Origin of the sequence: Arthrobacter sp. UYEF21, from assembly GCF_040546085.1 — a bacterium.
Classification (GTDB): Bacteria; Actinomycetota; Actinomycetes; order Actinomycetales; family Micrococcaceae; genus Arthrobacter.
Window position 1 is genome coordinate 26,508 of the sequence record NZ_JBEPNF010000001.1, and the last position, 26,413, is coordinate 52,920.

28 protein-coding genes and 1 riboswitch are annotated in these 26,413 nt (G+C 65.4%); of the genes, 13 read left to right on the forward strand and 15 right to left on the reverse strand.

The window, feature by feature from the left end; all coding sequences use genetic code 11:
- Positions 1 to 10: 10 nt before the first annotated feature.
- The 3 genes from ABIB27_RS00130 (at position 11) to ABIB27_RS00140 (ending at position 2,067) form a co-directional block, all read left to right on the forward strand.
- Positions 11 to 424 (forward strand): DivIVA domain-containing protein, encoded by a 414-nt coding sequence (locus ABIB27_RS00130; RefSeq protein WP_354213852.1) that lies wholly within the window; start codon positions 11 to 13, stop codon positions 422 to 424.
- Positions 421 to 1,668 (forward strand): putative hexosyltransferase, encoded by a 1,248-nt coding sequence (locus tag ABIB27_RS00135; protein ID WP_354213853.1) that lies wholly within the window; start codon positions 421 to 423, stop codon positions 1,666 to 1,668. Before ABIB27_RS00130 ends, ABIB27_RS00135 begins: the two co-directional genes overlap by 4 nt.
- A gap of 231 nt (positions 1,669 to 1,899) precedes the next feature.
- A complete protein-coding gene (locus tag ABIB27_RS00140) occupies positions 1,900 to 2,067 on the forward strand; it encodes a DUF3117 domain-containing protein (RefSeq protein ID WP_009357720.1) in 168 nt (55 codons plus the stop codon).
- An 89-nt stretch (positions 2,068 to 2,156) separates the two neighbouring features.
- On the opposite strand, the gene ABIB27_RS00145 is transcribed toward ABIB27_RS00140, so the two are convergent.
- Positions 2,157 to 2,789 carry an O-methyltransferase gene (locus tag ABIB27_RS00145; RefSeq protein ID WP_354253314.1) on the reverse strand — a complete coding sequence of 211 codons (633 nt, stop codon included), beginning with the start codon at positions 2,787 to 2,789 and terminating at the stop codon, positions 2,157 to 2,159.
- A gap of 227 nt (positions 2,790 to 3,016) precedes the next feature.
- On the opposite strand from ABIB27_RS00145, the gene sigE reads away from it, so the two are divergent.
- The 3 genes from sigE to ABIB27_RS00160 all read left to right on the forward strand — a co-directional run bounded on the left by sigE (position 3,017) and on the right by ABIB27_RS00160 (position 4,962).
- Entirely contained in the window at positions 3,017 to 3,634 is a 618-nt protein-coding gene (sigE, locus tag ABIB27_RS00150) for an RNA polymerase sigma factor SigE (RefSeq protein WP_354213855.1), read from the forward strand.
- Positions 3,635 to 3,642: 8 nt separating this feature from the next.
- Positions 3,643 to 4,476, forward strand: a complete 834-nt coding sequence (locus tag ABIB27_RS00155; protein ID WP_354253315.1) for an anti-sigma factor — start codon at positions 3,643 to 3,645, stop codon at positions 4,474 to 4,476.
- Positions 4,477 to 4,545: 69 nt separating this feature from the next.
- Positions 4,546 to 4,962, forward strand: a complete 417-nt coding sequence (locus tag ABIB27_RS00160; protein WP_354213857.1) for a twin-arginine translocase TatA/TatE family subunit — start codon at positions 4,546 to 4,548, stop codon at positions 4,960 to 4,962.
- A gap of 12 nt (positions 4,963 to 4,974) precedes the next feature.
- On the opposite strand, the gene ABIB27_RS00165 is transcribed toward ABIB27_RS00160, so the two are convergent.
- Genes ABIB27_RS00165 through ABIB27_RS00175 form a run of 3 tightly spaced genes read right to left on the reverse strand, consistent with a single transcriptional unit; the run spans position 4,975 to position 8,154 of the window.
- A complete protein-coding gene (locus ABIB27_RS00165) occupies positions 4,975 to 6,102 on the reverse strand; it encodes an Mrp/NBP35 family ATP-binding protein (RefSeq protein ID WP_354213858.1) in 1,128 nt (375 codons plus the stop codon).
- 11 nt (positions 6,103 to 6,113) lie between these two features.
- Entirely contained in the window at positions 6,114 to 6,878 is a 765-nt protein-coding gene (locus ABIB27_RS00170) for a DUF1003 domain-containing protein (protein ID WP_354213859.1), read from the reverse strand.
- On the reverse strand, positions 6,871 to 8,154 hold the full coding sequence (locus ABIB27_RS00175; protein ID WP_354213860.1) for a magnesium transporter MgtE N-terminal domain-containing protein: 1,284 nt from the start codon (positions 8,152 to 8,154) through the stop codon (positions 6,871 to 6,873). Before ABIB27_RS00175 ends, ABIB27_RS00170 begins: the two co-directional genes overlap by 8 nt.
- A gap of 76 nt (positions 8,155 to 8,230) precedes the next feature.
- On the opposite strand from ABIB27_RS00175, the gene ABIB27_RS00180 reads away from it, so the two are divergent.
- Positions 8,231 to 9,214, forward strand: coding sequence for a YflT domain-containing protein (locus tag ABIB27_RS00180; protein ID WP_354253316.1), 984 nt, complete (start codon positions 8,231 to 8,233; stop codon positions 9,212 to 9,214).
- A gap of 249 nt (positions 9,215 to 9,463) precedes the next feature.
- Here ABIB27_RS00180 and ABIB27_RS00185 read toward each other — a convergent pair whose 3' ends face one another.
- The 4 genes from ABIB27_RS00185 to ABIB27_RS00200 all read right to left on the reverse strand — a co-directional run bounded on the left by ABIB27_RS00185 (position 9,464) and on the right by ABIB27_RS00200 (position 14,565).
- The gene (locus ABIB27_RS00185) at positions 9,464 to 10,297 is read right to left on the reverse strand and encodes a carbohydrate ABC transporter permease (RefSeq protein ID WP_354214399.1); all 834 of its coding nucleotides are present in this window, start codon (positions 10,295 to 10,297) and stop codon (positions 9,464 to 9,466) included.
- A gap of 80 nt (positions 10,298 to 10,377) precedes the next feature.
- The gene (locus tag ABIB27_RS00190) at positions 10,378 to 11,364 is read right to left on the reverse strand and encodes a carbohydrate ABC transporter permease (RefSeq protein ID WP_354213862.1); all 987 of its coding nucleotides are present in this window, start codon (positions 11,362 to 11,364) and stop codon (positions 10,378 to 10,380) included.
- Positions 11,365 to 11,397: 33 nt separating this feature from the next.
- On the reverse strand, positions 11,398 to 12,768 hold the full coding sequence (locus ABIB27_RS00195; protein WP_502909075.1) for an ABC transporter substrate-binding protein: 1,371 nt from the start codon (positions 12,766 to 12,768) through the stop codon (positions 11,398 to 11,400).
- Between the two features lie 198 nt (positions 12,769 to 12,966).
- Positions 12,967 to 14,565: an aminopeptidase P family protein gene (locus ABIB27_RS00200; RefSeq protein WP_354253317.1), complete on the reverse strand. Its 1,599-nt coding sequence runs from the start codon at positions 14,563 to 14,565 to the stop codon at positions 12,967 to 12,969.
- 71 nt (positions 14,566 to 14,636) lie between these two features.
- On the opposite strand from ABIB27_RS00200, the gene ABIB27_RS00205 reads away from it, so the two are divergent.
- Complete coding sequence (locus ABIB27_RS00205; protein WP_354213865.1) at positions 14,637 to 15,485, forward strand: PHP domain-containing protein; 849 nt, start codon at positions 14,637 to 14,639, stop codon at positions 15,483 to 15,485.
- Between the two features lie 69 nt (positions 15,486 to 15,554).
- On the opposite strand, the gene ABIB27_RS00210 is transcribed toward ABIB27_RS00205, so the two are convergent.
- From ABIB27_RS00210 to thiE, 4 genes are all read right to left on the reverse strand, one after another.
- A complete protein-coding gene (locus tag ABIB27_RS00210; protein WP_354213866.1) occupies positions 15,555 to 16,427 on the reverse strand; it encodes a DNA-methyltransferase in 873 nt (290 codons plus the stop codon).
- Positions 16,428 to 16,435: 8 nt separating this feature from the next.
- A complete protein-coding gene (locus ABIB27_RS00215; RefSeq protein WP_354253318.1) occupies positions 16,436 to 18,208 on the reverse strand; it encodes a DEAD/DEAH box helicase in 1,773 nt (590 codons plus the stop codon).
- Positions 18,209 to 18,498: 290 nt separating this feature from the next.
- Positions 18,499 to 20,007 (reverse strand): RNB domain-containing ribonuclease, encoded by a 1,509-nt coding sequence (locus tag ABIB27_RS00220; protein WP_354213868.1) that lies wholly within the window; start codon positions 20,005 to 20,007, stop codon positions 18,499 to 18,501.
- 63 nt (positions 20,008 to 20,070) lie between these two features.
- Positions 20,071 to 20,820 (reverse strand): thiamine phosphate synthase, encoded by a 750-nt coding sequence (gene thiE, locus ABIB27_RS00225; RefSeq protein ID WP_354213870.1) that lies wholly within the window; start codon positions 20,818 to 20,820, stop codon positions 20,071 to 20,073.
- 27 nt (positions 20,821 to 20,847) lie between these two features.
- A riboswitch (TPP riboswitch) is annotated at positions 20,848 to 20,967 on the forward strand.
- On the opposite strand from thiE, the gene ABIB27_RS00230 reads away from it, so the two are divergent.
- From ABIB27_RS00230 to ABIB27_RS00245, 4 genes are all read left to right on the forward strand, one after another.
- Positions 20,960 to 22,363: an FAD-dependent oxidoreductase gene (locus tag ABIB27_RS00230; protein ID WP_354213871.1), complete on the forward strand. Its 1,404-nt coding sequence runs from the start codon at positions 20,960 to 20,962 to the stop codon at positions 22,361 to 22,363. (Overlaps the previous riboswitch by 8 nt.)
- Positions 22,360 to 22,596 (forward strand): sulfur carrier protein ThiS, encoded by a 237-nt coding sequence (gene thiS / locus ABIB27_RS00235; protein ID WP_354213872.1) that lies wholly within the window; start codon positions 22,360 to 22,362, stop codon positions 22,594 to 22,596. The genes ABIB27_RS00230 and thiS overlap by 4 nt, the downstream gene beginning before the upstream one ends.
- 4 nt (positions 22,597 to 22,600) lie before the next feature.
- Positions 22,601 to 23,416 carry a thiazole synthase gene (locus ABIB27_RS00240; protein WP_354253319.1) on the forward strand — a complete coding sequence of 272 codons (816 nt, stop codon included), beginning with the start codon at positions 22,601 to 22,603 and terminating at the stop codon, positions 23,414 to 23,416.
- Positions 23,417 to 23,474: 58 nt separating this feature from the next.
- Positions 23,475 to 23,813, forward strand: a complete 339-nt coding sequence (locus ABIB27_RS00245) for a 4a-hydroxytetrahydrobiopterin dehydratase (protein ID WP_354253320.1) — start codon at positions 23,475 to 23,477, stop codon at positions 23,811 to 23,813.
- A 9-nt stretch (positions 23,814 to 23,822) separates the two neighbouring features.
- On the opposite strand, the gene ABIB27_RS00250 is transcribed toward ABIB27_RS00245, so the two are convergent.
- From ABIB27_RS00250 to ABIB27_RS00260, 3 genes are read right to left on the reverse strand one after another with little or no spacing between them, the layout of a single operon-like run.
- Entirely contained in the window at positions 23,823 to 24,125 is a 303-nt protein-coding gene (locus tag ABIB27_RS00250) for a hypothetical protein (RefSeq protein WP_354213875.1), read from the reverse strand.
- A 57-nt stretch (positions 24,126 to 24,182) separates the two neighbouring features.
- The gene (locus tag ABIB27_RS00255) at positions 24,183 to 24,407 is read right to left on the reverse strand and encodes a DUF3107 domain-containing protein (RefSeq protein ID WP_354213876.1); all 225 of its coding nucleotides are present in this window, start codon (positions 24,405 to 24,407) and stop codon (positions 24,183 to 24,185) included.
- Positions 24,408 to 24,457: 50 nt separating this feature from the next.
- Positions 24,458 to 25,123 carry a TetR/AcrR family transcriptional regulator gene (locus ABIB27_RS00260; RefSeq protein ID WP_354213877.1) on the reverse strand — a complete coding sequence of 222 codons (666 nt, stop codon included), beginning with the start codon at positions 25,121 to 25,123 and terminating at the stop codon, positions 24,458 to 24,460.
- 84 nt (positions 25,124 to 25,207) lie between these two features.
- Between ABIB27_RS00260 and moeB the strand changes: the two genes are divergently transcribed.
- Positions 25,208 to 26,407 carry a molybdopterin-synthase adenylyltransferase MoeB gene (gene moeB / locus ABIB27_RS00265; protein WP_354213878.1) on the forward strand — a complete coding sequence of 400 codons (1,200 nt, stop codon included), beginning with the start codon at positions 25,208 to 25,210 and terminating at the stop codon, positions 26,405 to 26,407.
- The last annotated feature ends 6 nt before the right edge of the window (positions 26,408 to 26,413 follow it).

Consider the following 26,413-nt stretch of genomic DNA (forward strand, 5'->3'; position numbering starts at 1 on the left):
ATCTGGCACGATGGATGCTGTGAGCTTTTTCCTCGTATTCCTCGCCGTAGTGCTGATCGGCGCCACCCTCTGGGCCGGAGCCGGTGGCCGCCGTCGCATCCTCGGCAGGTTTCGTCGGGGCACGAAGTCCGACGCCGCTCCCGCTGACGATGACGATGAAGCGCCGGGCGCCGGGCTGCTGTACGCGGGATTCACCCAGCCGCCTGCCAACCTGCCGCCGGTGCTGCTTCCCGCCAATGCTGCACCGGACGACGTCGATCGCGTCCGTTTTTCCCTCGGCCTCCGTGGTTACCGGATGGACCAGGTGGACCAGGTCCTTGACGAACTGCGCGATCAGCTCGCCGCCAAGGACACGGAATTGGGGCAGCTCCGGACGCGGCTCCTGAACGCCGAGCGGCCGGCGCGGCCGGAGGCCGGCGCTTGAGCACTGAAACGGGGGACCGGACTGGCCCGACGGCGTCAATCACCGTCCTCGGCGCCCGCGCCGCGGGTGCGATTCGAGGCTGGCCGTGGTGGCTGCAGGTGACTGTCCTGTATGCCGCTGCGCGGCTGGTCAGCGCGTGTATTTTTATGGCCGCGGCCCTGCACCAAGGCCCCAACCCCTGGTTTCCGCCGACGCCCGACTACTGGAATTTCATCAACATCTGGGACGCGCGGTGGTACGGCCGGATTATCACGGACGGGTATCCCGCACCCCTGCCGACGGACGGCGCGGGCAACGTGCAGGAAAATGAGTGGGCGTTCTACCCGCTCTTCCCGATTCTTGGCCGGGCGTTCGCCGGCCTGACCGGGGCCAGCCCTGCGGCGGCGCTGACTGTGGTGGCTATGGTTTCTGGGCTGGGCGCCGCCCTGGCCGTTTACTGCCTATTCCGCCACAAGGCTTCACACAGTGCAGCTCTGTGGGGAACAGCATTCTTCGCTACTTTTCCCGTGTCCGCCATTTTCCAGGTCCCTTACGCCGAACCACTGACGATTTTCCTATTGGCTGTGGCGCTGTTGCTGGTGGTCCGGCGGGACTACTTGTGGGCCATGCCCGTGGTGCTGCTCCTGTGCCTGTCCCGCCCGGTGGGTGTTCCGTTTGCGGCCATGCTGGGCCTCCTCTTCCTCGCCCGGTTGGTGGAACGTGTGCGTGGAGGAGAGGCAGGCTTGGTTGGTCTGCGTGAGCTCGTGTCCCTTGCCGGCCTCACCGTCGTATGTGGTGCCTCTGCTCTCCTCTGGCCGGCCGCGGCCTGGGCCGCAACAGGCGACATCGCGGCCTATACCAAAACCGAAACCGTGTGGCGGGGCCACGACCTTGTGCTTTTCAAGCCGTGGTTCGATACCGGCGTGGACCTTTTCGGTCCCGTGCTGGGAATACTGGCGCCCTTTGTCTTCGCCGGCCTCTTTGCGCTCCTGCTGTTCTGCCCGCCGGTGGTGCGGCTTGGTGCGGAGCTTCGCCTGTGGTGCGCCTGCTATATGGGGTACCTGCTGCTGTTCCTGCACCCCCAGACCAGCACCTTCCGCATGCTGCTTCCGCTGTTTCCGCTGGCTCTCGGCGCCGCGCTGCTCTCCCGTTCGAGGGCCTACCGAGGCACTGTCGTCGCCACGTTTGTCTTGCTCCAGATCGTGTGGATCGTCTGGCTGTGGGCGTGGGCGCAGCTTCCCGGCGGGGGCGATTATCCGCCGTGATCACATGCGGCTCCGAACCGGCGAATGGACGAATCCGACGTGGGCGTAAATGTCCATCGATTAGCTACGTGCGGGTAATTACAGGATAATAGGTAGTAAGCAGGGACAACAGAATTCAGTATGTTCAGCATGGCGGTATAAGTACGGGCCGCCATAGTGGCTTGACTTGATCATGCGGACACAGCCCGCCCGGGCTGACTGTCCTGGGACTAAATGGAGGGGGAATTCCTCATGGCGGCTATGAAACCACGCACCGGCGACGGCCCTATGGAAGTCACTAAGGAGGGCCGTAGCCTGATCATGCGCGTACCGCTCGAAGGCGGCGGACGGCTTGTGGTGGAACTTAACGCTGCGGAGGCGGCCAACCTTAAGGAATGCCTCGTGGGCGTTACCGAATAACTTTGGGACCAAAGAGTTTTGCGGGGCTCCCGATAGAACAGGGTCCGCAGCCGGCTGGCCGCGGACCCTGTTCTATCGGGAGCCCTGTTCTATTTCTTGACCGCTACCAGCAGGCCGTCGCCGGTGGGAAGCATCGCCGAAGCGAGCCGGTCGTCGTCGCGGATTGCCTTACCCACCTGGCGCAGGACAACAGTGTTGGCCTCGCGGGCGGCAGGGTTGGCAACGCGGTCCTTGTCCAGGGCATCGTTGATGATCAGCAGTCCGCCGCGTTTCAGGAGCCGGACTGCCTGTTCCACGTAGCCGGGCAGGCCGGGCTTGTCGGCGTCGATAAACACCAGGTCATAGGCAGCGTCGGTCAGGCGGGGCAGGACATCGCCGGCACGGCCGGAGATGGTCCGTGTGCGGTTGGCCGGACTGCCGGCTTCCGAAAACGCCTCACGGGCGGCCTTCAGGTGCTCGACGTCCACATCGATGGTGGTCAGCACCGCATGAGGGCCGAGGCCCCGCAGGATGCACACACCCGAGACGCCGGCCCCCGTTCCGATTTCGACGGCGGTCTGGGCCTTGGACCCTGCAGCCAACACGGTCAGGACCGCGCCGACACCCGCCCCGATGGGGGTAACGCCCAACTCGAAGGATCGCTCCCGGGCACGCAGCATAACCTCGTCCTCGGCGGGCAGATCTTCTGCATAGGACCAGCTCGTGGACTTGTCGGCGCTCATGGAGGATTCGCTTTCTGGGCGGCAGGGGAGTGTTTAGTACAGCCTACTGTGTCCGGGGTCCCAGCTGCGGAAGGAATCCGTTGCGCCTTCGGCTGAAGAGCGCCGCAGGTCAGGAAATTCCCAGCCAACTTTGAAATGATGGAGATCCGCTCATCCGCGAGGTGGTCGGCGCCGAATAAGAGATGTCAACAGTATCCGGTCGAAGCAATCCACGAGGGGAGTGGACGATGTCAGCATCAGATGTGGCACCTGTCCCTGCAACAGATTTTTCTACCGCTGTGTGGGTCCGGCCCACCTGGGAAGAAGTGGTGGCCAACCACTCCGCCAAGGTCTACCGGCTGGCCTACCGCCTGACTGGAAACAAGTTCGACGCCGAGGACCTCACCCAGGAAGTGTTCGTGCGTGTCTTCCGTTCCTTGGAGAACTTCAAACCTGGCACACTCGATGGCTGGCTGCACCGCATCACCACCAACCTGTTCCTGGACCAGGCACGCCGGAAGAGCCGCATCCGCTTCGACGCGCTGGCTGAGGACGCAGAGTCCAGGATTCCGGGGCGTGAACCCGGGCCGGAGCAGAGCTTCGAATTGAACAACCTCGACCTTGACGTCCAGGCCGCCCTCGAGGAATTGCCGCCGGACTTCCGCGCCGCCGTCGTCCTCTGCGACTTGGAAGGCCTGTCCTACGACGAAGTGGCCGCCGCCCTCGGCGTGAAACTGGGAACGGTGCGTTCGCGGATCCACCGGGGCCGGACCATGCTGCGCGAAAAGCTGGCCCACCGAGATCCCCGACCACAGCAGGGCCGAAAGCCCAAGCTTTCACTGCCGCGCATCGCCAGCATCCTCTGATCGGCGCCATGACGCTCCAGAACCCCTTCGTCCCCCGGCATCACCGCGGCGCAGACCACCTGCAGGGCTGCGGCGAGTGCGCAGCGACGGTCAAGCGCGAACGCGAGTACATCCAGCGCCTCCGGGAAGCCAGCGTGCCGCCTGCCAGCGGTGACCTCACAGCGCGGCTGCTGGCCAGGACCGAACTGCTCGCGGCCACGCCCACCCCCGCCCCGGACCAACACCCGGCCGTGCGGGTCCTCGCGCTCGCGGCAGGAGGCACGGCCGCGGCTGCCGGAATACTTGCCGTCAGCGCTTTCGCGCTGGCGGGGGACGGCATGCCCCTGGCAGCAACCATGAACGGGAGCCTGGTGCAGCACGCTGCTCAGCTGCCCGCTGACGGCAGGAATCTCACGGACCCGCAATTGGCCGCCCTTCGCTCCGAGGGATGGGTCTGCCCTGATTTCGAGACCCTCGGCTTCCATATCCGGAGCGCCAATGCCGTCACGCTCAACGGCATGCCTGCGGTGGAGCTGCACCTTTCAGATGGGCAGCACTACGCCACGGTGGTAGAACAGCATCCCGTGGACGGCGCTGCGAAGGACGGGAGCCTGGTGGTCACCAAACTGGCTCCCTGGACCGCTACGTACGAGACGGCGGCAGGCAGGTTCACGCTGGAGTCCGATCTCCCCGCTGACAACGCCCTTCCGGTGCTCCAACGGCTCAGCGGTGTTGCCGTCGAAGGAATCGACGCCGGCAGCAGCGCCGGGCCAGACGCCGGCCAGGCCGCGGCACATGACGAATCGCCGGCAGCCCGGCTGGAGCGGGGAATTCGCAAAATGGGCGAGGTGCTGACCCGGTGATCTTGGCAGGTTTCCGGCCCGGCGCGCAGGAATCGTCAGAGCGGCTTCGTAGAGGGTAATCTTCCTAAAGTGTTTGGAATCAACGGCCCCGAGTTCTTCCTGCTCCTGATCATCGGCATCCTGGTGATCGGTCCCCAACGGCTGCCCGAATACACCCAGAAGCTCGCAAACCTGGTAAGGGAAGTGCGCCGCATGGCCTCCGGCGCGCGGGAACAGATCAAGGAAGAAGTGGGGATCGACATCGACGATGTCGACTGGAAGAAATACGATCCCCGGCAGTACGACCCGCGGCGCATCATCAAGGAAGCGCTCCTGGACGATGACACCAAAGCTGTCAGTGCCGGCGCCCCTGCCGCTGTAGCTGCCGTCTCCGGCGCCGCAGTGGCTGCTGCCGGCAGTGCGCCTGCAGCAGCCTTCCGGCCGGAACGCGTGGTGCAGACGCTGCCGCCGGGCACAGCCGCCCCGTTCGACTCCGAGGCCACCTAGCCCGCATAGCTGTCAGCGCGGCTGCAGCCCCAGCTTCAGTCCTGTCAGGCCACGTGGTTTGGCTGCAAGTTTGCCGGCTATCGCGGTCAAGGCAAGGGCCGCCGGAGTCTCCGGCCCGCTGAGCACAATGGGCGCTCCGGCGTCGCCGCCCTCCCGCAGCAGGATGTCCAGCGGAATTTGTCCCAGTAGCGGAACGTCCGCCCCCACTGTCGCGGTAAGCCTTTCGGCGAGGACCGCCCCGCCGCCGCTTCCGAACAGTTCCATCCGCCCGCCGTCGGGCATTTCCAGGTAGGACATGTTTTCGATGACGCCGGCCACGGACTGCCCCGTCTGGGTGGCGATGGCGCCGGCGCGCTCGGCGACGTCGGCCGCTGCAGCCTGTGGCGTGGTGACCACCAGGATCTCCGCCCTGGGCAGTAGCTGGGCCACGGAAATCGCGATGTCGCCGGTGCCGGGCGGCAGGTCGAGGAAGAGGGCATCGAGGTCACCGAAGTAGACGTCGGTCAGGAACTGCTCCAGGGCACGGTGGAGCATCGGGCCTCGCCAGGCGACAGGCTGGTTGCCGGTGACGAACATGCCGATGGAGATCACCTTGACGCCGTAGGCCACCGGCGGCAGGATCATGTCGTCCACACGGGTGGGAGCCTGCGTGATGCCCATCAGCGCCGGAACAGAGAAGCCATAGACGTCGGCGTCCACTATCCCCACCCGCAGCCCCTGCGCGGCGAGGGCGCACGCCAGGTTCACGGTGAGGGACGACTTCCCCACGCCCCCTTTTCCGCTGGCCACAGCGAAGACCTTGGTCAGCGACCCCGGCTCGTTGAACGGAATGCCACGCCGGCCGCCGGCGCCGCGGAGTTGCTCCTTCAGGGCATCCCGCTGGGCCTGGTTCATCACCTTCAGGTCGACCTCGACGGCGGTCACGCCGGGAACTGCGGTCAGCGCCTTTTCGGAATCGGCCGTAATGGTGTCCCGCAGGGGACAGCCGGCGATGGTGAGCAGGACCGCCAGCCGGACTCGGCCCTCAGGGGTGACGTCCACGGAATCCACCATGCCCAGTTCCGTGATGGGACGGCGCAGCTCAGGATCGATCACGGTAGCCAGCGCAGCGTGGACTGCCTGCTCCAGGGTGGTGCGCATTCGGGCAGGGCTCAGCTTTCGGGGGTAGGGATGTGCTTTGGGCCGGCGGTGGTGTCCTGGACGGGAGGGGCGGCGCCGCTGGCTGCTGGTTGATTGGCTGCGTGGCTTGGTTTGACCTTCGGAATCTGCTGCGTGCGGGGGTTCCGCTGTTTGTCACGCTTTTCCTTCAGCTTCTCCTTGACCTTGTCACGCGGCGACTCGTGGGTGCCGGATCCCGCGGGATCATGGGTCCGCAGTTCCTCCTGGGCTTCGAGCATGTCCTCCAGGAGCGAGCGCAGTTCCGCCCGGACGTAATCGCGGGTGGCCACTTCGCGCAGGGCGATGCGCAGCGAAGCCAGCTCCCGGGTGAGGTACTCGGTGTCGGAGAGGTTGCGCTCTGCCCGCTGCCGGTCCTGCTGGAGTGAGACCCTGTCCCGGTCGTCCTGCCGGTTCTGGGCAAGCAGCAAAAGCGGGGCCGCGTAGGAGGCCTGCAGCGAGAGCATCAGGGTCAGGAGGGTATAGCCCAGCAGGCGGGAGTCGAACTGCCATGCCTCCGGTGCCCACGTGTTCCAGACCAGCCAGACCACCACAAAGACTGTCATGTAGACGAGGAACTGGGGCGTGCCCATGAACCGGGCGAAGCCTTCAGTGGCATGGCCAAAAGCATCCGGATTGGGTGAGAACTTCGGCAGGATGCGCTGGCGGCCGCTCAAGGGCGTGTCCAGGCCGCCCTTGGATGGCGCCTTCGCTTGGCCACGCTGGGCCCCTGGATTCTTGGGGGCGCCGGTGTCAGCCAATGCGGCCTCCCAGTCTTCTTATCGGGGCCTCGCCGTCATAGGCGCGCCAGTCGTCCGGCAACATGTGATCCAAAACGTCATCAACAGTCACCGCCCCCACCAAGCGGCCGTCGTCGTTGACCACGGGGAGGGAGTTCAAGTTATAGGTTGCCAGGGTCCGGGCTACCTCGCTGATGTGGGCCTGGTCGGACAACGGCTCAAGGTTTTTGTCCACCAGGTTGCCCAACGGCTCGAACGGCGGGAAGCGCAGGAGCTGCTGGATGTGCACCACGCCGAGGAAACGGCCGGTCGGCGTCTCCAGCGGTGGCCTGGCAATGAAGATGGAAGACGCCAGAGCCGGGGACAGCTCTTCGCGCCGGACGTGGGCCAGCGCCTCGGCAACGGTCGCCTCGGGGGGAAGGATGACCGGAACCGGCGTCATCAGGCCACCAGCTGTGTCCTCGTCGTATTCGAGGAGCCGCCGGACGTCCTCGGCGCCTTCGGGTTCCATCAGCTGCAGCAGTTGCTCCGCCTGGGCGGAAGGCAGCTCGCCGAGGAGGTCGGCGGCGTCGTCGGGATCCATCTCTTCCAGGACGTCGGCGGCGCGCTGGACATCAAGGGCGGAAAGGATTTCCACCTGGTCATCCTCGGGGAGCTCCTGCAGGACGTCGGCGAGCCTTTCATCCTGGAGTTCGCTGGCCACCTCGAAACGGCGTTTGTCGCTCATCTCCTGCAGGGCTTCGGCAAAGTCAGCGGGCTTCAGGTCCTCGTGGTTGGCCACGAACTGCGTGGCCGCCTGCGGCTCGGTGCGGGCGCCCTGGAGGGCGTCGGCCCAGTCGATGATCATGGTCTCGTTCCGCCGTAACCGGCTCAGCGGGGAGAGCGAGTGTCCCCGGCGGACGAACAGCTTGCTCACGAACCAGTCGCGGGAGCGGTGTTGGTCCATAGCGATGTCCTCGATGGTGGCGTCGCCGCTGCCGTCGCGGAGCGTGACCCGGCGGTCGAACATTTCCGCAACCACCAGGGTCTCGGCGCCGCGCTGTTCAAAGCGCCGAAGGTTGACCAGCCCTGTACAGATGATCTGCGTCTGGTCTATCGAGGTGATGCGGGTCATGGGCACAAAGACGCGCTTCTTGCCGGGAACTTCGACGACGATACCCACCACGTGCGGGGCGCCGCGGCTTCCGCGGGAGAGCACCACAACATCGCGCAACCGGCCCAGACGGTCGCCCAAGGGGTCGAAGACGTCAAGACCCAGAAGGCGGGCCACAAAGACGCGCGAAAGATTTGTGCTCACGTCTACAGGCTACCGAGTCTGCTCTCTTTTAGCTGAATTTCAGGCGGCACACATGCCGATGGGCAAGAATGGGAGTATGTCAAACATTTTTGGTGCTCCCAAGGCCGGTGGCCCCAACGGGCCGGACGACTCCCGCACGGTTCCTGCCGGTGACACCGTCGGCTCGTACACCTCTTACTTGGATGCCCAGAAGGCGGTGGACTACCTCGCCGACCAGCAGTTCCCGGTCCAGATGGTTTCCATCGTGGGCAACGAACTCAAGATGGTGGAAAGGGTGACCGGCCGCCTCAGCTACCCGCGCGTGGCGCTTTCCGGTGCGCTCAGCGGTATGTGGTTCGGCTTGTTCGTCGGCGTGATGCTGTCCTTCTTCGCGCCATCGCCGGGCTACTTCTCCATCCTGGCGTCAGTACTGATGGGTGCTGCCTTCTTTATGCTGTTCGGCATCGTCACCTATGCCATGCAGCGCGGAAAGCGGGACTTCACCTCGACCAGCCAAGTGGTGGCCACCAACTACGACGTTGTAGTGTCAGCGGAGGCCGCCCACGAGGCACGCCGCCTGCTCCAGCAGCTGCCCATGACCCGCTCGGATGCGGCCGCCGCCCCGTACACACCATCGGGCTACCAGAACCCGCAGTACGGCCAGCCGGGACAACAGTACGGCCAGCCGGGACAACAGTACGGCCAGCCGGGACAACAGCAGGGCCAGGCACCCGTCCGCCCCTCAGGCTGGAACGACCCCTACGGCCAGCAGGGCGCCGGCACTCAGGGCACTGGCACTCCGGCCCCCGGTGCTCCGGCCCCCGGTGCTCCGGGCCAGGACGCCGGCCAGGGCAATGCTGCAGTCGCAGGGCAGGACGGGCAAGCAGAGGCCGCGCCCCAGCCCGCCGCGGCCCCCGTCGCAGCGGTCCGCTACCCCGACCTTCCGGACGGCCGCCCCCAGTATGGTGTCCGCGTCGGGGATCAGCCTGCTACGGGCCAGCCTGCTGCAGGCCATCCTGCTTCGGGCCAGCCGCAGGCTCAGCATGAATCCGCCAGGGACAGCGGGGAGTCCGCCTCGTAGGAGGCTGCGCGACGTATGCGCTGGCGCGTCCAAGCGCTCACGTTCCAAGGGACGCAGGACGCTCTGGCGGGGCGGAACAGGAGCGGGCCGCCCAGCAGGGCGCGTGGCCGGTGCCCACGAACAGGCGAGTGGTCGGTACGCACGACACCGGGCCTGCGCGAAGCCATAAGAGGCACAAAAAAGAACTCCGGGCGAACCTGGCGATGGCCGGGTTCGGACGGAGTTCTTTTGCCCGGAAGGTTTCCCCGGCTATTTGACGCTGCCGGCCGTCAGGCCGCCCACGAGGTACTTCTGGAACATGAAATACAGCACCACCACTGGGACGGCACAGACCAGTGATGCCGCCATCATCTGCGAATACACGGGGATGGCCCCGCCTTCAACAGCGGATGCGAAAACCTGCAGTGCAACTGCCGCGGTGTGGGTGTCCGGCCGGGTGAACACCGACGCGAACAGGACGTCATTCCAGCCCAGCAGGAAGGCGAAGATGGCCGAGACGATGATTCCGGGCCAGCTGAGCGGAATGATGATCCTGAAGAGGATTCCGAGGTTGGAGGCACCATCGATGCGCGCAGCCTCCTCCAGTTCCCGCGGCAGTCCACGAAGATACGTGACCATCACCCAGGTTGAGAACGGCAGCGCGAACGTCAGGTACGCGATAAACAGGCCCCACAGGGTTCCGATAACGGTCACACCCAAGTAGGTTCCGGCAGAGGAGAACAGCACAAACACCGGGAGCAGCATGAGGGTTCCCGGGATGGACTGGAGGCCCAGCAGGCCGCGCAGCACCGTCAGGCGTCCCATGAACTCAAACCGGACCAGGACGTAGGCGGTGCCGATGGCCATCAGGGCGGAGACCACTGCCGTGGCCCCGGAAACGATCAGGCTGTTCCCGATGGCTTTCGCCAGGCCCACGGAATCCCAGATCTTGTTGTAGCTGTCCAACGAAAAGCTGCTCGGCCAGAACTCGCCGCTGGCGACGCCCACGTCTGTGTTCAGGGAAGCCAGGAAAATGTACAGGATGGGGATCAGGACTAGGGCGCAGAGCAGGACGGTGATGATGGCCAGCAACGGCCGCGGCATGAGGCGGGTGACCTCCAGGGCGGCATCACGCCGGGTGGGCTGTTTCGCCTGCCGCTCGATTGGGTTTGCTGCGTCGATGGTCATTTCTTTCCTCCCTCGTGCACGTCAAGCCGCACAGCGCGCAGATAGATGAACAGCGGAATGGCGATCAGTATCAACGAAACGACTGCCATGGCGGCGCTGAGGCCAAACCGGAAGCTCTGGAAGCTGGTGACATAGACCAGTATCGGAAGCACATTCACGTCCGATGGGGCCGGCGCCCCGAACAGGACGTAGGGGAGGGTGAAGTTGTTGATGTGGTTCAACGTGGCAAGCAGGAAAGCGAGCGAGACGGGACCCTGGAGGTACGGGAAGATCACGTAGCGCAGCTTGTTCCACCAGAGTGCCCCGTCCAGCGCGGACGCCTCATGGACCTCGTGGTCAACTGCCTGGAGGCCGGACAGCGCCAACAGATAGATGAACGGCCAAGCCGCCCAGATCTCCACCCACACCAGGGTCCAGTATGAGTTCGGGCCGTTGAGCCACAGCCCGCCATCCAGGCCGATATTGGTCAGCGTCACATTCACGATGCCGTCCGGCTGCAGCATGGTCCGCCACACGCTGGCCACCACGAAGGACGGCAGCACATAAGGGATCAGGAAGACTGATCGCACCAGCGCGCGGCCACGGTAGGCGTTCTGCGTGACGACGGCGGCGGCCACCCCCAGCGGGATAGTGACCACCGTGGAAATCACCGCGAAGGAAACGGAAAGCCAGATGGAGCGGAGCAAGTCACTGCTCGTGGCTGCTTCGATGTAGTTCTGGATGCCGATGAATTCGGCACTGACCCACCGGCGCAGGGTGTACTGATCAAGGTCGATCAGGGACATCCAGATACCGATGGCCAACGGGATAAGGATGACAAGCGTCATCAGGAGGCCGCCGGGTATCAGCAGCCACAACGGTCTGTTCTTTTCGCTCAGCCCTTTACGGCGCTTCCCGCTGGGGATGGGTTCGCCGGGTCCGGCGGCCGCCCCGGCGGTCGGACTGCTGTCCGACGGCCGGGGCTCGGTGACGCTGCTTGCCATTTTCCGTAACCTTCCGCAGTTGTTCGGTCGGTCTTACTTCTTCGCCCGGTCCAGGGCCGTCTGGGACTTGGCCTGTTCGTCCTTGAGCCGCTGGGTGAGGTTGGCATCGCTGACTGCGCCGGCCGAAAGGTCGGGAATGGACTGGACTACCACGTTTGTCAGGGAGAGCTGGACATCGCCCCAGGCGCCGCTGAACGGGGTGGCCACGGATTTGGCACCTGAGTCAAGGGCCGGTGCAAGCATCTCGTTGCTGGCAAGCTCCTTTGCCGCTGCCTGGCTGGCGGGAAGCTGGCCGAAGACCTTGAAGTAGTTGAGCTGAACATCCTTTTCGGTGATCATCTTGATGAAGGCGAAGGCGAGATCCTTCTGCTTCGAGTAGTCAGCCACCACGAGGTTGTCACCGGACAGGATGCTGGCAGCCGGCTTGCCACCGGAAGGATTGGACTTCTGGCCCGGCGGGACGGTGGGCATCAGGGCGTACTTGTACTTGCCCTTGACAGCAGAGGCATCCAGCGCAGGGATGGAGAGCGGCGAGGTCATGGGGAAGTAGGCTGCCTTGCCTGCAGCGAAAGCGGCCAGGGCCTGCGGGTTGGCCCAGCCGACGGAAGCGGGGTCCACTACCTTGTCTTTAGTCACCCAGCCAAAGTAGGTTTCGTAGGCCTTCTTGGTGCTGGGGTCATCGAGGCGAACCTTGCTGCCATCAATGATGGGGTTGCCTGCCTGGATGGACATTCCCCAGATGTACTTCCAGGGGTCGAAATTGTCCTTGTAGGCCACTGCAACACCGTACTGGTCGCCCTTGGTGAGCTTCTTGGCCTGCTCGGTAAATTCATCCCAGGTAGTGGCGGGCTTCTCAATGCCGGCGGCGGCCAGCAGTTCGGTGTTGTAGGCCATCACGAACGGCCGGCTCACGAAGGGGATGCCGATCTGGTTGTTCCCATCGGGGCCGGAAATGCCCAGCGCGGCGGGAACGAACTTCTCCTTGCCGCCGAGCTGGTTCCATTCGTTGTCACCCAGCTTCACGAATGCCCCGGTGGAGAACGCCGTGGGAGTAAAAGTGGTGCCCAGACCATAAACGTCGGGGCCCTGGCCCGAGACCACAGAGGTCTGGATGCGGGTCATCTCGTCGTTGGCGGTAGCGAACGTCTCCCACTGGATGTCGGCTCCGGTTTCCGCCTTGAACTTGGTGCTCATTTCCTTGAACCAGGCCTGCTGCTCCTGGGGATACTGCGCCGTTACGTTCATCAGGACGTTGAGCGTTTTGCCGGTACCGTCCACCTTGCCGCCCGTGGCGCCAGAGGTAGAACCGCCTGACCCGCCGGATCCGCCGCACGCGGCAAGCATCAGGACGGAAATAGTCGCTGCGGCAACAGCACCGAGGCGACGTGGTTTGGACATACCCATGAGACTTCTCCTTTGAAGAGTTACATTGCGGCAGAGATCCGAGACTGAATGACAGGCTACGATTTTCTCTCTCCGGGCATAGCCTATTCACGAGCATCAAATCGTGGCAAGCGATTGCCAAAAACTGTTATCAGAGCTTGTCCGTTTGGAGTGGAGAGGCGGGTACTGTGCCTCAGCGGGCAAAGCACCCGCCTTTCGTCAGACGGTGCCCCTGTTGGCCAGGGCGTGCTTCGCCTCGGTGTAGATGCCTGCCATCCAGGATTCGACGTCGTCGGCCCTGCGGGGGAGCGCTGCGCTGAGGTTGACCGGGCCGTCGGCAGTCATCAGGATGTCGTCCTCGATCCGCACGCCGATTCCGCGGTACGCGGCCGGGATGGCCAGGTCTTCGTCCTTGAAGTACAGGCCAGGTTCGATGGTGAAGACCATTCCGGCCGTGAGGATGCCGTCGAGGTAGAGTTCCCGCTTGGCCTGGGCGCAGTCGTGTACGTCAAGGCCGAGGTGGTGGCTGGTACCGTGCGGCATCCAGCGCCGGTGCTGCTGGCCTTCGGGGCTGATGGCTTCCTCAACGCTGACGGGGAGCAGCCCCCACTCGGCAAGGCGTTCGGCCAGGACCGTGGTGGCGGCAGTGTGGATGTCCCGGAACCTGGTGCCCGGCTGGGCAGCAGCAAAGCCGGCGTCGGCCGCGTCCAGGACCGCTTCGTAGACCTTGCGCTGGATGTCTGTGAACGTGCCGTTGGCCGGCAGGGTCCTGGTGACGTCCGCGGTGTACAGTGAGTCGGCCTCAACGCCGGCATCCAGCAGCAGCAGTTCGCCGGCGTTGATCCGGCCGGTGTTCCGCGTCCAGTGCAGCACGGTGGCGTTATTGCCGGCGGCGGCGATGGTGTCGTAGCCGAGTTCATTGCCGACTTCGCGGGCCCGAGCGAAAAAGGCGCCTTCCACAACGCGTTCACCGCGGGCGTGCGTCAGGGCGCGGGGCAGGGACTTAACCACTTCCACAAAGCCCTCGGCGGTGGCTGCCACCGCCGTCATCATCTGCTCCACTTCCCATTCGTCCTTCAGGAGGCGGAGTTCGGACAGGGCTTCGGAAAGCTTTTCGTCCAATGCATCCAGGACGGCGAGGTCCAGGTTGTCCGGATCCTTGGCAGTGTTGTAGCGGGCCGTGTCCACAAGGGCGTCGATGTTCTCGTCCACTTTGCGGACAAGGCGGACGGAGATGCCACCGATCTCCGGGGCACCCACATTCCGGGTGATCGCCGTTTCAAGTCCATCGATATGGGCGGTGGGCAGCCCCAGCCGGGCTTCGAACTCAGCGAGCGTGGGGCGGGTGCCGATCCAGAACTCACCGGACCGGGAGTCGGCGTAGAACTGTTCCGTATCCCGGCCGGCCAGCGGGCGGAAGTAGAGCGTGGCACGGTGGTGCCCGCCGCCGTCGCCCTTTCCTTCGCCGGCCGGCTCCAGAATGAGGACAGCGTCCGGCTCATGGTCAAGGCCAAGGCCGGTGAGGTGCGCAAAGCCGGAGTGCGGGCGGAAGCGGTAGTCGCAGTCGTTGGAGCGGACTTTCAGCGGGCCGGCAGGGATGACCAGGCGTTCACCTTTGAACTGGTCGGAGATGGCTTTGCGCCTGGCCGCTGCGTAGTTGGCCACGGCGTCGCGGGTCGGCAGCTGCTGGCCGGTGGGCGCCCAGTTGCTGGCCATAAATGCCTTGAAGGCATCGGAACTGGGCCGCTGCGAGCGGTTGTTGACGCGCTCGTCGAGGGGCTGGGAAGCAGAGGTCAGGGTGTTTTCGGCATCGTTCACGGCACCATCGTCTCACCAGCAGCGAGGCTTGGGCCAATGCCCGGGCCGACCCTGTCAACTAGGCTGGGCAGGTGAGGATTGACCTGCATGCCCACTCCGACGTTTCCGACGGCACGGAAACCCCTGCTGACGTTATGGCCTCTGCGGCCAAGGCGGGCCTGGACGTGGTTGCCCTGACCGATCATGACTCCACGGACGGCTGGGCCGAGGCGTCCCGCGCGGCGTTGGATCACGGGGTTGCCCTGGTTCCGGGAATGGAAGTGTCCTGCCGGACGGAGCAGGGCATCAGTGTGCACCTGCTGAGCTACCTGCACGATCCTGCGCATCCGGGACTGCTGGCGGAAATCACCAAGGCCAAGGACGCGCGCCTCACCCGGGCAGAACGGATGGTGACGCTGCTCGCCGAGGACTACCCGCTGACCTGGGATGACGTCATCCACCATGTGGCCCCCGGAGCGACACTGGGCCGGCCGCACATCGCTGATGCCCTGGTTGCTGCGGGCGTGGTTTCGGACCGCTCGGAGGCTTTCGCCTCCATCCTTACCTCGCATTCGCGCTACTTTGTCCAGCACTACGCACCCGACCCGGCAACCGCCGTCGAACTTGTCTGCGCGGCCGGCGGCGTCCCCGTGTTTGCCCATCCTGTGGCGTCCGCCCGCGGCCGCATCGTGGGGGAGCAGGTTTACCAGGAGATGATCGACGCCGGTCTGGCGGGCGTGGAGATCGAGCACCGCGACAATCCCGAGGAAGGCCGCAAGTTCCTGCGCGGCCTTGCGGCCAGGCACGGGCTGCTGATTACGGGGTCTTCGGATTACCACGGCACCGGCAAACCCAACCTGCTCGGCGAGAATCTCACTACGGCGGAGGTGCTGGCCCGAATCGAAGAGCTGGGAACAGGTACCGCTGTCGTTCGCCCCTGAGCTGCGCCCTGACCCAACTGACTCGCAGTTAACGTCGTGAAAGCGCGTTTTGGCGACGTTTGATGCGAGTCAGTTGGGTGGGAAGGACGTGAAGGACGCCTTGTCACCCAACCGCTTGGCCATGACATCGATGGCGGGCTGGTTCTGGTCCACGCACACGAACTTGCGGTCGAGCTTGGCGGCCACGGCCCCGAGCGTTCCGGACCCGGCGAAGAAGTCCAGGCACCAGTCACCGGGACGGCTGGACGCGGCCACCACACGGCGGATGAGCCCCTCGGGCTTCTGTGTGGGGTAGCCGGTCTTTTCCTTGCCGGTGGGGGAGACGATGGTGTGCCACCAGACGTCCGTGGGCAGTTTCCCGAGCTCCCGCTTGGCAGGCGTCACCAGGCCCGGTGCCATATAGGGCTCCCGGTCAACCTCGGCGCTGTCGAAGTGGTACTTCGACGGGTTCTTGACGTACACGAGGATGTTGTCGTGTTTGGTGGGCCAGCGGTATTTGGCGCGGGCGCCGTAGTCGTAGGCCCAGATGATCTCGTTCAGGAAGCACGCACGGCCGAAGATGGCATCCAGCATGACCTTGGCGTAATGCACTTCCCGGTAGTCCAGGTGCAGGTAGAGCGTGCCGTCGTCAGCGAGCAGCCGCCAGGCCTCCACCAGCCGTGGTTCCAGGAAGGACCAGTAATCGCTGAACGCGTCATCGTAGCGGTGCAGGGCGCCCTTGATCGTGTCGTAGGAGCGGCCCTTGAAGCCCACGCGGTCGCCTTCACCGTCGGTGTTCAGCACCATCCGGGTTTCCTGGCGCTTCTGGACCCTGCCGGTGTTGAACGGCGGGTCCACGTAAATGAGTGTGAAGGCGCCGTCCGGCAGCGAGGGGAGGAACTCCGCGTTATCCGCGTGAACCACCAGGTTGCTGCCGTCCGGCGCCCAGACGGTGTCAGTCATCGAGGCTGTTAGGCCTCTACGTTGCCGGGCTGGGAGCCGGTGTCGGCTCCTGCCACTACTTCGCCGTTGCGGCGGCGGGTGCGGGTCCGGCTGCGGCGCGTCCGTGACTGGTCCACTTCGGCCGGGGCGGCCACGGCCGGTTCGGCGGCAGGTCCGGTGCCCGCGGTGTCGGCATCGGACGTACGACGACGGCGGTCGCCTGAGCGTCCACCCTCGGAAGCGCTGCGGCGGCTGCTGTTGTCACGGCCTCCTGAACGGTTGCTGTCGCGTCCGCCGTCGCGTCCGCCGTCGCGTCCGCTGTCGCGTCCGCTGTCGCGTCCGCTGTCGCGTCCGCTGTCGCGTCCGCTGTCGCGTCCGCTGTCGCGTCCGCTGTCGCGTCCGCTTGAGCGCGTGTTCTTCTTGCCGGTTTCGCCCAGGTCCTCCAGGACTTCGGCATCTACACCGGCGAGCGTGCGCTTGTTGCGGGGCAACCGGCCCTTGGTGCCTGCCGGGATGTCCAGCTCTTCATACAGGTGCGGGGACGAAGAGTAAGTCTCCACGGGTTCCGGAACGCTCAGGCCCAGGGCCTTGTTGATCAGGCCCCAGCGCGGCATGTCGTCCCAGTCAACAAAGGTCACGGCTGTCCCCTTGTTGCCGGCACGGCCCGTGCGGCCCACGCGGTGCAGGTAGATTTTTTCGTCTTCAACACACTGGTAGTTGATGACGTGCGTGACGTCATCCACGTCGATCCCGCGGGCAGCGACGTCGGTGGCCACGAGCACGTCCACTTTGTTGTTACGGAACGCACGGAGCGCCTGCTCGCGGGCGCCCTGGCCCAGGTCACCGTGGATGGCGGCAGCGGCGAAACCGCGGTCCAGCAGTTCTTCGGCCACCTTGGCTGCCGTGCGCTTGGTCTTGGTGAAGATGATGGTGCGGCCACGGCCGCGGGCCTGCAGGATGCGGGAAACAACTTCGATCTTGTCCATGCTGTGGGCACGGTAGATGAGTTGGCGGATGTCGCGCTTGGTGAGGCCCTCGTCTTCGGGATCAGCTGCCCGGATGTGGGTGGGCTGCGTCATGTAGCGGCGGGCCATCGCGATGACCGGGCCCGGCATGGTTGCGGAGAAAAGCAGGGTCTGGCGGACTCCCGGCGTACCGGCAATAAGCGTTTCCACGTCCGGGAGGAAGCCCAGATCCAGCATTTCGTCGGCCTCGTCCAGGATGACGGTCTTAACGTTCTTGAGGCTCAGGTGCTTCTGTTTGTACAGGTCGATGAGGCGGCCGGGGGTTCCCACCACAATCTCGACCCCCTTCTGCAAAGCCTCCACCTGGGGCTCGTACGCACGGCCGCCGTAGATGGTGGTGATGCGGGCGTTGCGCTTCCGCGACGCGGTCTGAAGGTCGTTGGCAACCTGGACGGCCAGTTCGCGGGTCGGCACGATGACAAGGGCCTGCGGTGCACCGGGAACGGCGAGCTTGTCGAAGCCGGCGTCATCCGGTCCCACCACGCGCTGCAGCGCGGGGATGCCGAAGCCGAGGGTCTTGCCGGTGCCTGTCTTGGCCTGGCCGATGATGTCGTGGCCTGCGAGGGCTACGGGCAGGGTCATGGCCTGGATGGGGAACGGGTGGGTGATCCCGGCGTCTGCCAGGGACTCGACGATATCGGCGCGGACGTTGTAGTCGGCGAAGGATTTCTCCTCGATTTCGTGCGGCTTCTCGTCCGAGATGATGGTCTCTTCGGGTTCGATCGTTTCGATGCCGGAATCGTCAGTCAGGATCTGGTGGGTATGCAATTCACTCACAGGTGAGTTTCCTTATTCATTTGGGCATTGGCGCTGCCTGCTCAACGGCTGGCCAACGAGGCCGTACCGGAGCACGCTCGGGCGCGCAAGCAAATCCAGTGGAAGCCGATCGCGGGCTATCTAAATGCTGGCACTGGTGACCAGCGGGTCTATCTCAAGATCGCGTAGGGGCGGGCTTGTTGAATCCAAAATCAAGGAAATCAACGACCGGGCATCCATTTCTACTACTTCAGTCTAGCCGTACGGACATGGAATTCCGGCCTTGCCCCTCAGGGGAGTGCCCAGTCAGTTCAGGACAGCAACTCGAAGTGGACCTCGCGGGCGGCGATGTCGGAGGAGATCAGGCGGACCCGGACCTTGGTTCCGGACTCGAGGTCGCCTGCGCAGCGGGCGGTCACGGCTGGCTCGGAGATCTGGATGATCCCCGAGGGGCCGTTGCCGTTTTTGCCGGCTCCGCCCCGCCCGTTTCCGTTTCCGTTGCCGTTCTTTCCGTTCCCGTTATCCTTCTGCGGCTTGGACCCGGAAATGACAATCGCATCGAACTCCTGGCCGATGTGGTTGACCAGAAGTGCGGCCTCCACGGTGTCCAGCGCCATGCGCTCCATCCGGGCAGCCAGTTGGTCCGAGCCAGCCATGATTTCCGGCAGGGTGGGCAGGGCTTCCCGCGCCCAGCCAGGCACCGGCCGGCCGTTGCTCAGGGCCTCGCAGATCACCAGGACAAAGCGGTCGATAAGCCGCCGGAGGGGCGCCGTGGTGTGGGCATAGGCGGCGCCGATGGCGGACTGGATGGCGTCCTCAGGAACAGTGCCATCAAAGGCGGTGTAACTTGCGCCGCGGAACAGCATTCCGGCGGAGTGCAGGATGGCCAACTGCCGCGGCTCGGTGGGATCGAGGCTGCGAAGGTACTCGCCATAGCTGGTTTTCCCATCCCATGCCTTGCCCAGGGCCACGGTTTGGAGCCTGAAATGCCTGAGGGAGCGCTCGTCCGGGGCGGGCATGGTCCGCAGGATGCCTACTTTCCCCGTCAGCATCAGCTTGGCCGCCGCCATGCCCGCCATGAGGGAAATCTGTGCATTCCAGTCTTCCACCGGGAGCTGCGGCGCCGCTGCAATCCGGTAGCCGCCGTCGGGGGTCTGCACGATCTCCTGCTCCGGCATGTTCAGGCTGGCACCGCCGCGCTGCCGCTCCAGTTCAACGCGCTTGAGCCCCACTTCCCTCAGGAGCTGCAGCACGGGGTTGGCTGTGCCGGCATCGATGTCGGCCTGGACGCCCTTGTAGTCCAGCTTGGCCCGGCTGCGGATCGTGGCCCGCTGGACGGTGACGGTCGAAACCTGGGCGGCGTCGTCCAGCCCGAAGTCCCAAACAAATGCAGCGCACAGCTGATCGGCCAGGAGGCTGCCGGCTTGTTCGCTGATGACTTCAGGGTGCAAGGGGATGCGGCCGTCCGGGGCGTAGAACGTCTGGCCGCGGCGGCGGGTTTCGGCATCCAGGCTGCCGCCGGGGCGGACAAAAGAGGGCACATCAGCGATGGCATAAAGCACCCGGTAGCCGGCGCCGGCACGTTCGATGGAAAGCGCCTGGTCCAGGTCCGTGGACGACGCCGGATCGATCGTCAGGAACTCAACGTCCGTCAGGTCCGCGGCGGGGAGCTGGTGGGCTGCCACTGCTGCCTCGGCGTCGCGGACCGCCTCTGCAGGGTAGGGGCCCGGCAGTTCCAGTTCGGTCCGCAGGGCACTCAGCGCTGCCGCGAGGGCGTTGGTCTGCTCGCGGACATTGGGGGCCAGCCGATGATGTGACACGAAAGTCAGGTTAGCCCGATTTCCATGGATCGTGCACGCCCCGCCCCGCTGCGCGCAGGTTTCTTAGGATGCGGCGGCGTCCAGGGCGACCACGAGGGCGCCGGCCGCTGCGGCGGGGTCGGCGGCTTCCGTGATGGCTCGCACCACAACTATCCTGCTTGCCCCGGCTTCCACCACCTGCTCAACGTTGCTCAAATCGATGCCGCCGATCGCAAACCAGGGCAGTGTGGCCTGGGCGCCGCCGGCGGCGCGGACTGCCTCCGCTGCATAGCGCACCAGGTCGAGGCCGACGGCGGCCCGGCCGGGTTTGGTGGGGGTAGCCCACACCGGTCCGACGCAGAAGTAGTCCAGGCCGCCGTCGGCAGTCACCGTTGCGGACATCCGGATGGCGCCCTCGATCTGTTCGGTAGTGTGGGTGGAGAGCCCCACGGTGGCTCCGGCACCGAGCAGAGTGCGGGCCGATGCCACGGGCAGGTCCTTCTGCCCGATATGGAAGACGGGCGCGCCCGTCAGCATGGCGATGTCGGCGCGGTCATTGACGGCCCAGAGACGGCCGTGCCGGGCGGCGGCTGCCTGGAGCACCGCCAACAGTTCCAGCTCCTCGGCGGCCTCGATCCCCTTGTCGCGGAGCTGGATGATGTCCACCCCGCCGGCAAACGCCGCGTCCACAAATTCCGCGAAGTCCCCGCGGTCCCGGCGGGCATCGGTGCACAGGTACAACCTGGCGCTGGTGGGCAGGCCGTTGCTGGACGCCTCCGGCGGTATCTGGGCGGAGTGGCTGGGAGGGGTAGCGGGAGCGGAGTGTGCGTTCATGGAAACTACCCTAGTTCCCCTAAACTGGGTGAGTACTGCGGGAGCCCGTTGCAGCCGTCACAAAGCGGCCGGGCTGAGAGGGCACCAGAGCCGACCGCTTGACCTGATCCGGCTAGTACCGGCGTAGGGAAGGAAACACATGCTCTCCCCATCCAGCGGCGCACCCGCCAGCCCGCCAGCCAGTGCACCAGCCAGCCCGCCTTCCGAGCCAGCAGGCAGTCCCGATTTCTGCCACGCCGACGTAGCTGTCATTGGCGGCGGCGTCATTGGCCACGGGATCGCCTGGGAAGTGCGGCGCTCCGGCCGCTCCGTGGTCCTGATCGATGATGCACCCGGCTCCGGGGCCAGTTGGGCGGCAGCCGGCATGCTCGCGCCCGTCAGCGAACTGCACTACCAGGAGGAAGACCTTCTGGAGCTGATGCTCGAATCCTCCGGCCTCTGGCCCGCCTTCGCAGCCCACCTCGCCGGGGCCGGGGCGGGGGATACCGGCTACCTGACGACGCCGACCCTCGCCGTCGGTGCCGATGCCGCGGACCGCCGCGCGCTGATGGACCTGCGGACCGTGCAGCAGGCCAGCGGCCTGGTGGTGGAACCGCTGACCGTCCGGGAAGCACGGATGAGGGAGCCGCTCCTCAGCCCGGCGATTTCCTGCGCCTTGGAAATCCCGGCGGACCACCAGGTGGATCCGCGGAAGCTGGTGGCGTCCCTGCAGCAGGTCCTGGCCAGCCACGAACCCGGCGCCGGAACCGCTGTGGACGGCGCCCGCGGCGGGTTCGCCGTCGGGCACCGGGCCGAAGCCCTACTCTGGGATGCCGGACGCGTCAGCGGGGTGAAGCTGGCCAACGGCGGCACAGTCACTGCGGGAGAGACCATTGTGGCCAACGGCCTGCAGGCGGCTGCGCTGGAAGGATTGCCGGACGGGCTGCGCTTGCCTCTCCGCCCTGTGTACGGCGACATCCTGCGCCTCGCCGTACCGCGGCACCTGCGTCCGCTGGTCACCTCCACCGTCCGCGGCCTGGTCCACGGGGTGCCGGTCTACATCGTCCCGCGGCAGGACGACACCGTGGTGATCGGCGCAACCCAGCGGGAGGATGCACTGTCCGCCATCCCGGACGCCGCCGTGTCGGACCCTGCCTTGCCGGGCCCCATCACGCCGAGCACTGCCTTTTCACACACCATCACGCCGAGCACTGCCGTCTCCGCAGGCGGCGTCTACCAGTTGCTCCGCGACGCACAGGCCCTGCTGCCCGCCGTCGCCGAGCTGGAGCTCCTGGAATGTACCGCGCGGGCGCGCCCCGCGACGCCGGACAACGCACCCCTGCTCGGCCGTGTACCCGACTCCCGGCCCGGTGTCGGACACATCGCCGGGCTGATCATTGCCACCGGATTCTTCCGCCACGGCGTGCTGCTGGCTCCAGCGGCGGCGGCCATCTGCCGGGACCTGCTGGACGGCAGGGAGGATCACCGGTGGCACGCCCTCAGCCCGGCCAGGTTCTCCAGCCAGCCTCGAACAACCTTTCAATCGACTAAGGAAACAGCATGAATATCACTCTCAACGGCGCGCAGCATGCCGTGGCCGACGACGCCTCCATCACCACACTCGTCACGGAGATCACGGGCCGTCCCCTCGCAGCGAACGGCCAGGCCACTGATGGACAGAAACTCGGCGTGGCCGTTGCCCACAACTCAGACGTAGTACCCCGCAGCCAGTGGTATGCCACGGCACTCGCCGAAGGTGACACCGTTGAACTGGTCACCGCAGTCCAGGGAGGCTGACACCATGCCAGTAACCAGCAGCATCAGCACAGGAAACCACCCAGCAGACACGGACCGGCTGGTGATCGACGGCGTGGAGTTTGGTTCCCGCCTGATCATGGGCACCGGTGGAGCTCCGAGTCTCGACGGATTGGGCGCCGCCCTCGTGGCGTCCGGCACCGAACTGACCACGGTGGCCATGCGGCGTTATTCACCGAAAGAGTCAGGCTCACTCTTCCAGCTCCTGGTGGACCACGGGATCCGGGTCCTGCCCAACACGGCTGGCTGCTTCACCGCCCGGGACGCGGTGATGACGGCGGAACTGGCGCGCGAAGCGCTGGAAACGGACTGGGTCAAACTGGAAGTCATCGCCGATGAACAGACCCTGCTGCCGGACGCCGTCGAGCTCGTGGACGCCACCGAACAACTTGTGAACCGGGGGTTCAAGGTGTTCGCCTACACGAACGATGATCCCGTGCTCGCCCTGCGGCTGGAGAACCTTGGGGCCGCCGCCGTCATGCCGCTGGGCGCCCCGATCGGCACTGGCCTCGGGATCCTCAACCCCCACAACATCGAACTGATCGTCTCGCGCGCGTCGGTGCCCGTGGTGCTGGACGCGGGCATTGGCACGGCGTCCGACGCGGCGCTTGCCATGGAGCTGGGTTGTGATGCCGTGCTGCTGGCCACCGCCGTGACCCGGGCCCAGAACCCGGCGTTGATGGGGGCGGCCTTCAAACACGCCGTCATCGCCGGTAGGCTGGCGAAAGCGGCCGGCAGGATTCCGCGCCGCGAGCACGCCCTGGCATCATCGGCGATGGAAAACCGGGCCGAATTCCTTTAGCCCGGCGCCCGCTGCCGTCTGCCGGGTCGGGCTCACAGAACCAACCTAGGAGTCCGCTGTGGCCGGCAAAAAAGACGTCCTCACCCGCGAACGGCTTGACGCTGTCCTGGCCGGGCTGCCTGACTGGCGGTACCGGCTGGGCGGGCTCGTCACGATGTATAAAACGCCGACGGCGGCCGCAGCACTTGAGCTGATTGCCGCCGTCGGACGCCTCGCGGAAGCGCAGAACCACCACCCCGACCTGGAATGGCGCTACAACCGGGTGTTCATCCGCTACACCTCGCACGACGCCGGGGGCGAAGTCACTGAGCGGGACGCCGCTGCAGCGGCGGCAGCCAGCGAAGCGGCCGGCCAGGCCGGCGCGACTGCGCAGCCCGAGGCCCAGTGGAACACCTGAAACGGGTGGCTACAACTTCAGGGCCTGTGTGAGCCGCTGTATGTCGTGACGTTCGCGCGTCCGGCCCAGGTAGATGACAGCGCCGATGGCCGCCGCAGTGCCCAGGACCATTGGCAGGACCCACGGAATCCAGGTCAGACCGGGCAAGTAGCCAAAGCCCGCCGTGATGAGGAGGATCCAACTGACCGCACCCACCGCGACGGCGACGCCGGCGGGCAGCCCCGTGCCGTACCTGGCGTGGCGTTTGTCATTGGCCCAGACAACGAAGCCGGCGGCGGCCGTGGCCAGGACAACGATGGTCAGCGAAAGCATGGGATCTCCCTCGGAATGCAGCGGGCCACCGCCATCGGCGGTGGCCCGGCGTGCGTGCTAGAACTGGCCGAAACCGACCTTGCGGGCCTCTTCGGCACCGATTTCCACGTAGCCCAGGGCGTTGCCGGGGACAATGATGATGCGTCCCTTGTCATCCGTCAGGCGGAGATCGGTGCCCTTGGTGATGGCTTCTTCAACGATCGTAGCTACGGCGTCAGCATCCTGAGCCGATTCCAGCACGATTTCGCGGCCAATGTTCTGAATGCCGATCTTAATTTCCAAAAGGGGGCCTCCCAGCCAATCGAAGTTTCTTCGGTTCTCTTATTTGTAGTCTAGGACTCTTTAGGGAAGCGGGAAATTCCGCGCCAAGCTAAACGGTAAATGAGGTCGCTGGCCACGTCGAGGTCCAGATCCCCGTCCGTTTCCAGCCAATACCGGGCGCTGACCTGCGCCATTCCAGCCAGCCCGCGGCCCAACAGTTGCGCCTCCAGGGGCGGCAGTTTGGTGTCTTCGGCAATGACGCGGGCGACGGCGTCCGCGAAGGTTTTGTTGAAAGTCTCCAGCCGGGAACTGACATCCGGGTCATTAATAAGGTCCGATTCGAAGACCAGGCGGTGGGCCTGGTCGTCGCTGGCGATAAAGCGGTAGTACGCCCGCATCACGGCGTGGACGCGTTCGTCATTGTCCGAGGTGGAGTTCAGGGCGCCGAGCATCCGGTCTGTCAGTGAGGTCAGATGGCTGTCCAGCAGCGCAAGGTAGAGCTCCCGTTTGGATGGGAAATGCTGGTACAGCACGGGCTTGCTTACGTGGGCCGTTTCGGCAATCTCGTCCATCGCGGCCCCATGGTAGCCGTTGGCGACAAAAACCTCCTGGGCCGCCGCGAGGAGCTGGGCCCGGCGTTCGTCCCGGGGGAGCCTGGCGGACCGCTGGCCTGCTGTGCGTGGAGGTGCGGGAGGTTCCCCGCCTGACGCCCGGTCAGCCCGCGTTTCATGGACCACAGTTACCCTACTTTCCCTTGCCGTTATTTACACAATACTGCGCGGTAATATGACCGGGCGGTATCTCGGGGCATACATTGAAGTATGGCTTCGACTTTGACCGCAAATGATTCCTCTGTCTCGCTTAGTCCGCTGGTTGAGCCCGCCGGCGAGCTGACTCCGGCCGAGGTGGAGCGATACTCCCGGCATCTCATCATTCCGGAGATCGGTGCGGTGGGTCAGCGGCGCTTGAAGAATGCCAAGGTCCTTGTCATCGGTGCCGGGGGACTGGGCTCGCCAGCCCTGCTGTACCTGGCTGCCGCCGGCGTGGGGACCCTGGGAATCATCGACGACGACGACGTTGACCTTAGCAACCTGCAGCGCCAGGTGGTCCACGGTGTGGCGGACGTGGGACGGCCCAAGATCGAATCCGCCCGGGACGCCATTGCCGCGCTGAACCCCCTGGTGGACGTCCGGCTGCACAACGTCAGGCTGGATGCCTCCAACGCCCTGGAGCTGTTCGCGGACTACGACCTGATCCTGGACGGGGCGGACAACTTCGCCACCCGTTACCTGGTCAACGACGCCGCGGCAATCCTGGGCAAACCGTATGTCTGGGGTTCGATCTTCCGCTTCGACGGCCAGGTCAGCGTCTTCTGGGAAAAGCACGGCCCCACCTACCGCGACCTCTACCCGGAGGCCCCGCCCGCGGGCTCCGTACCCTCCTGCGGCGAAGGCGGCGTCTTTGGCATGCTCTGCGCAGCTGTGGGTTCGCTGATGGTGACTGAGGCTGTCAAGCTGATCACCGGCGTCGGGCGTTCACTCCTGGGCCGGGTTGCACTCTTTGACGCGCTGGGCGGCAGCTGGCGCGAGATCCGCGTGGCCAAGGACCCAGGCGCCGAGCGGATTACGGAACTGACCGACTACGACGCCTTCTGCGGCATCGCGCCCGACGTCGCCGCGGACACCGAGCACACGGTCACGGCAACCCAACTGGCCACCATGCTGGCGTCACGCAAGGCCGGACTGAAGGACTTTGAACTGGTGGACGTCAGGGAAACCGGCGAACACGACATCGTGAATATTGACGGCTCGGTGCTCATTCCCCAGGGCAGGATCCTGGCGGGGGAGGCGTGGGCGGAACTGCCTCAGGACAAGGACATTGTGTTCCACTGCAAAGCCGGGACCCGGTCAGCGAATGTCCTGGAAGCCGCGCGGAAGGCAGGCTACCAGCGCGTCAGCCATCTCGACGGCGGGATTCTCGCCTGGGTGCGGGATGTCGAGCCGCAGAAGCCGGTTTACTGACGGAAG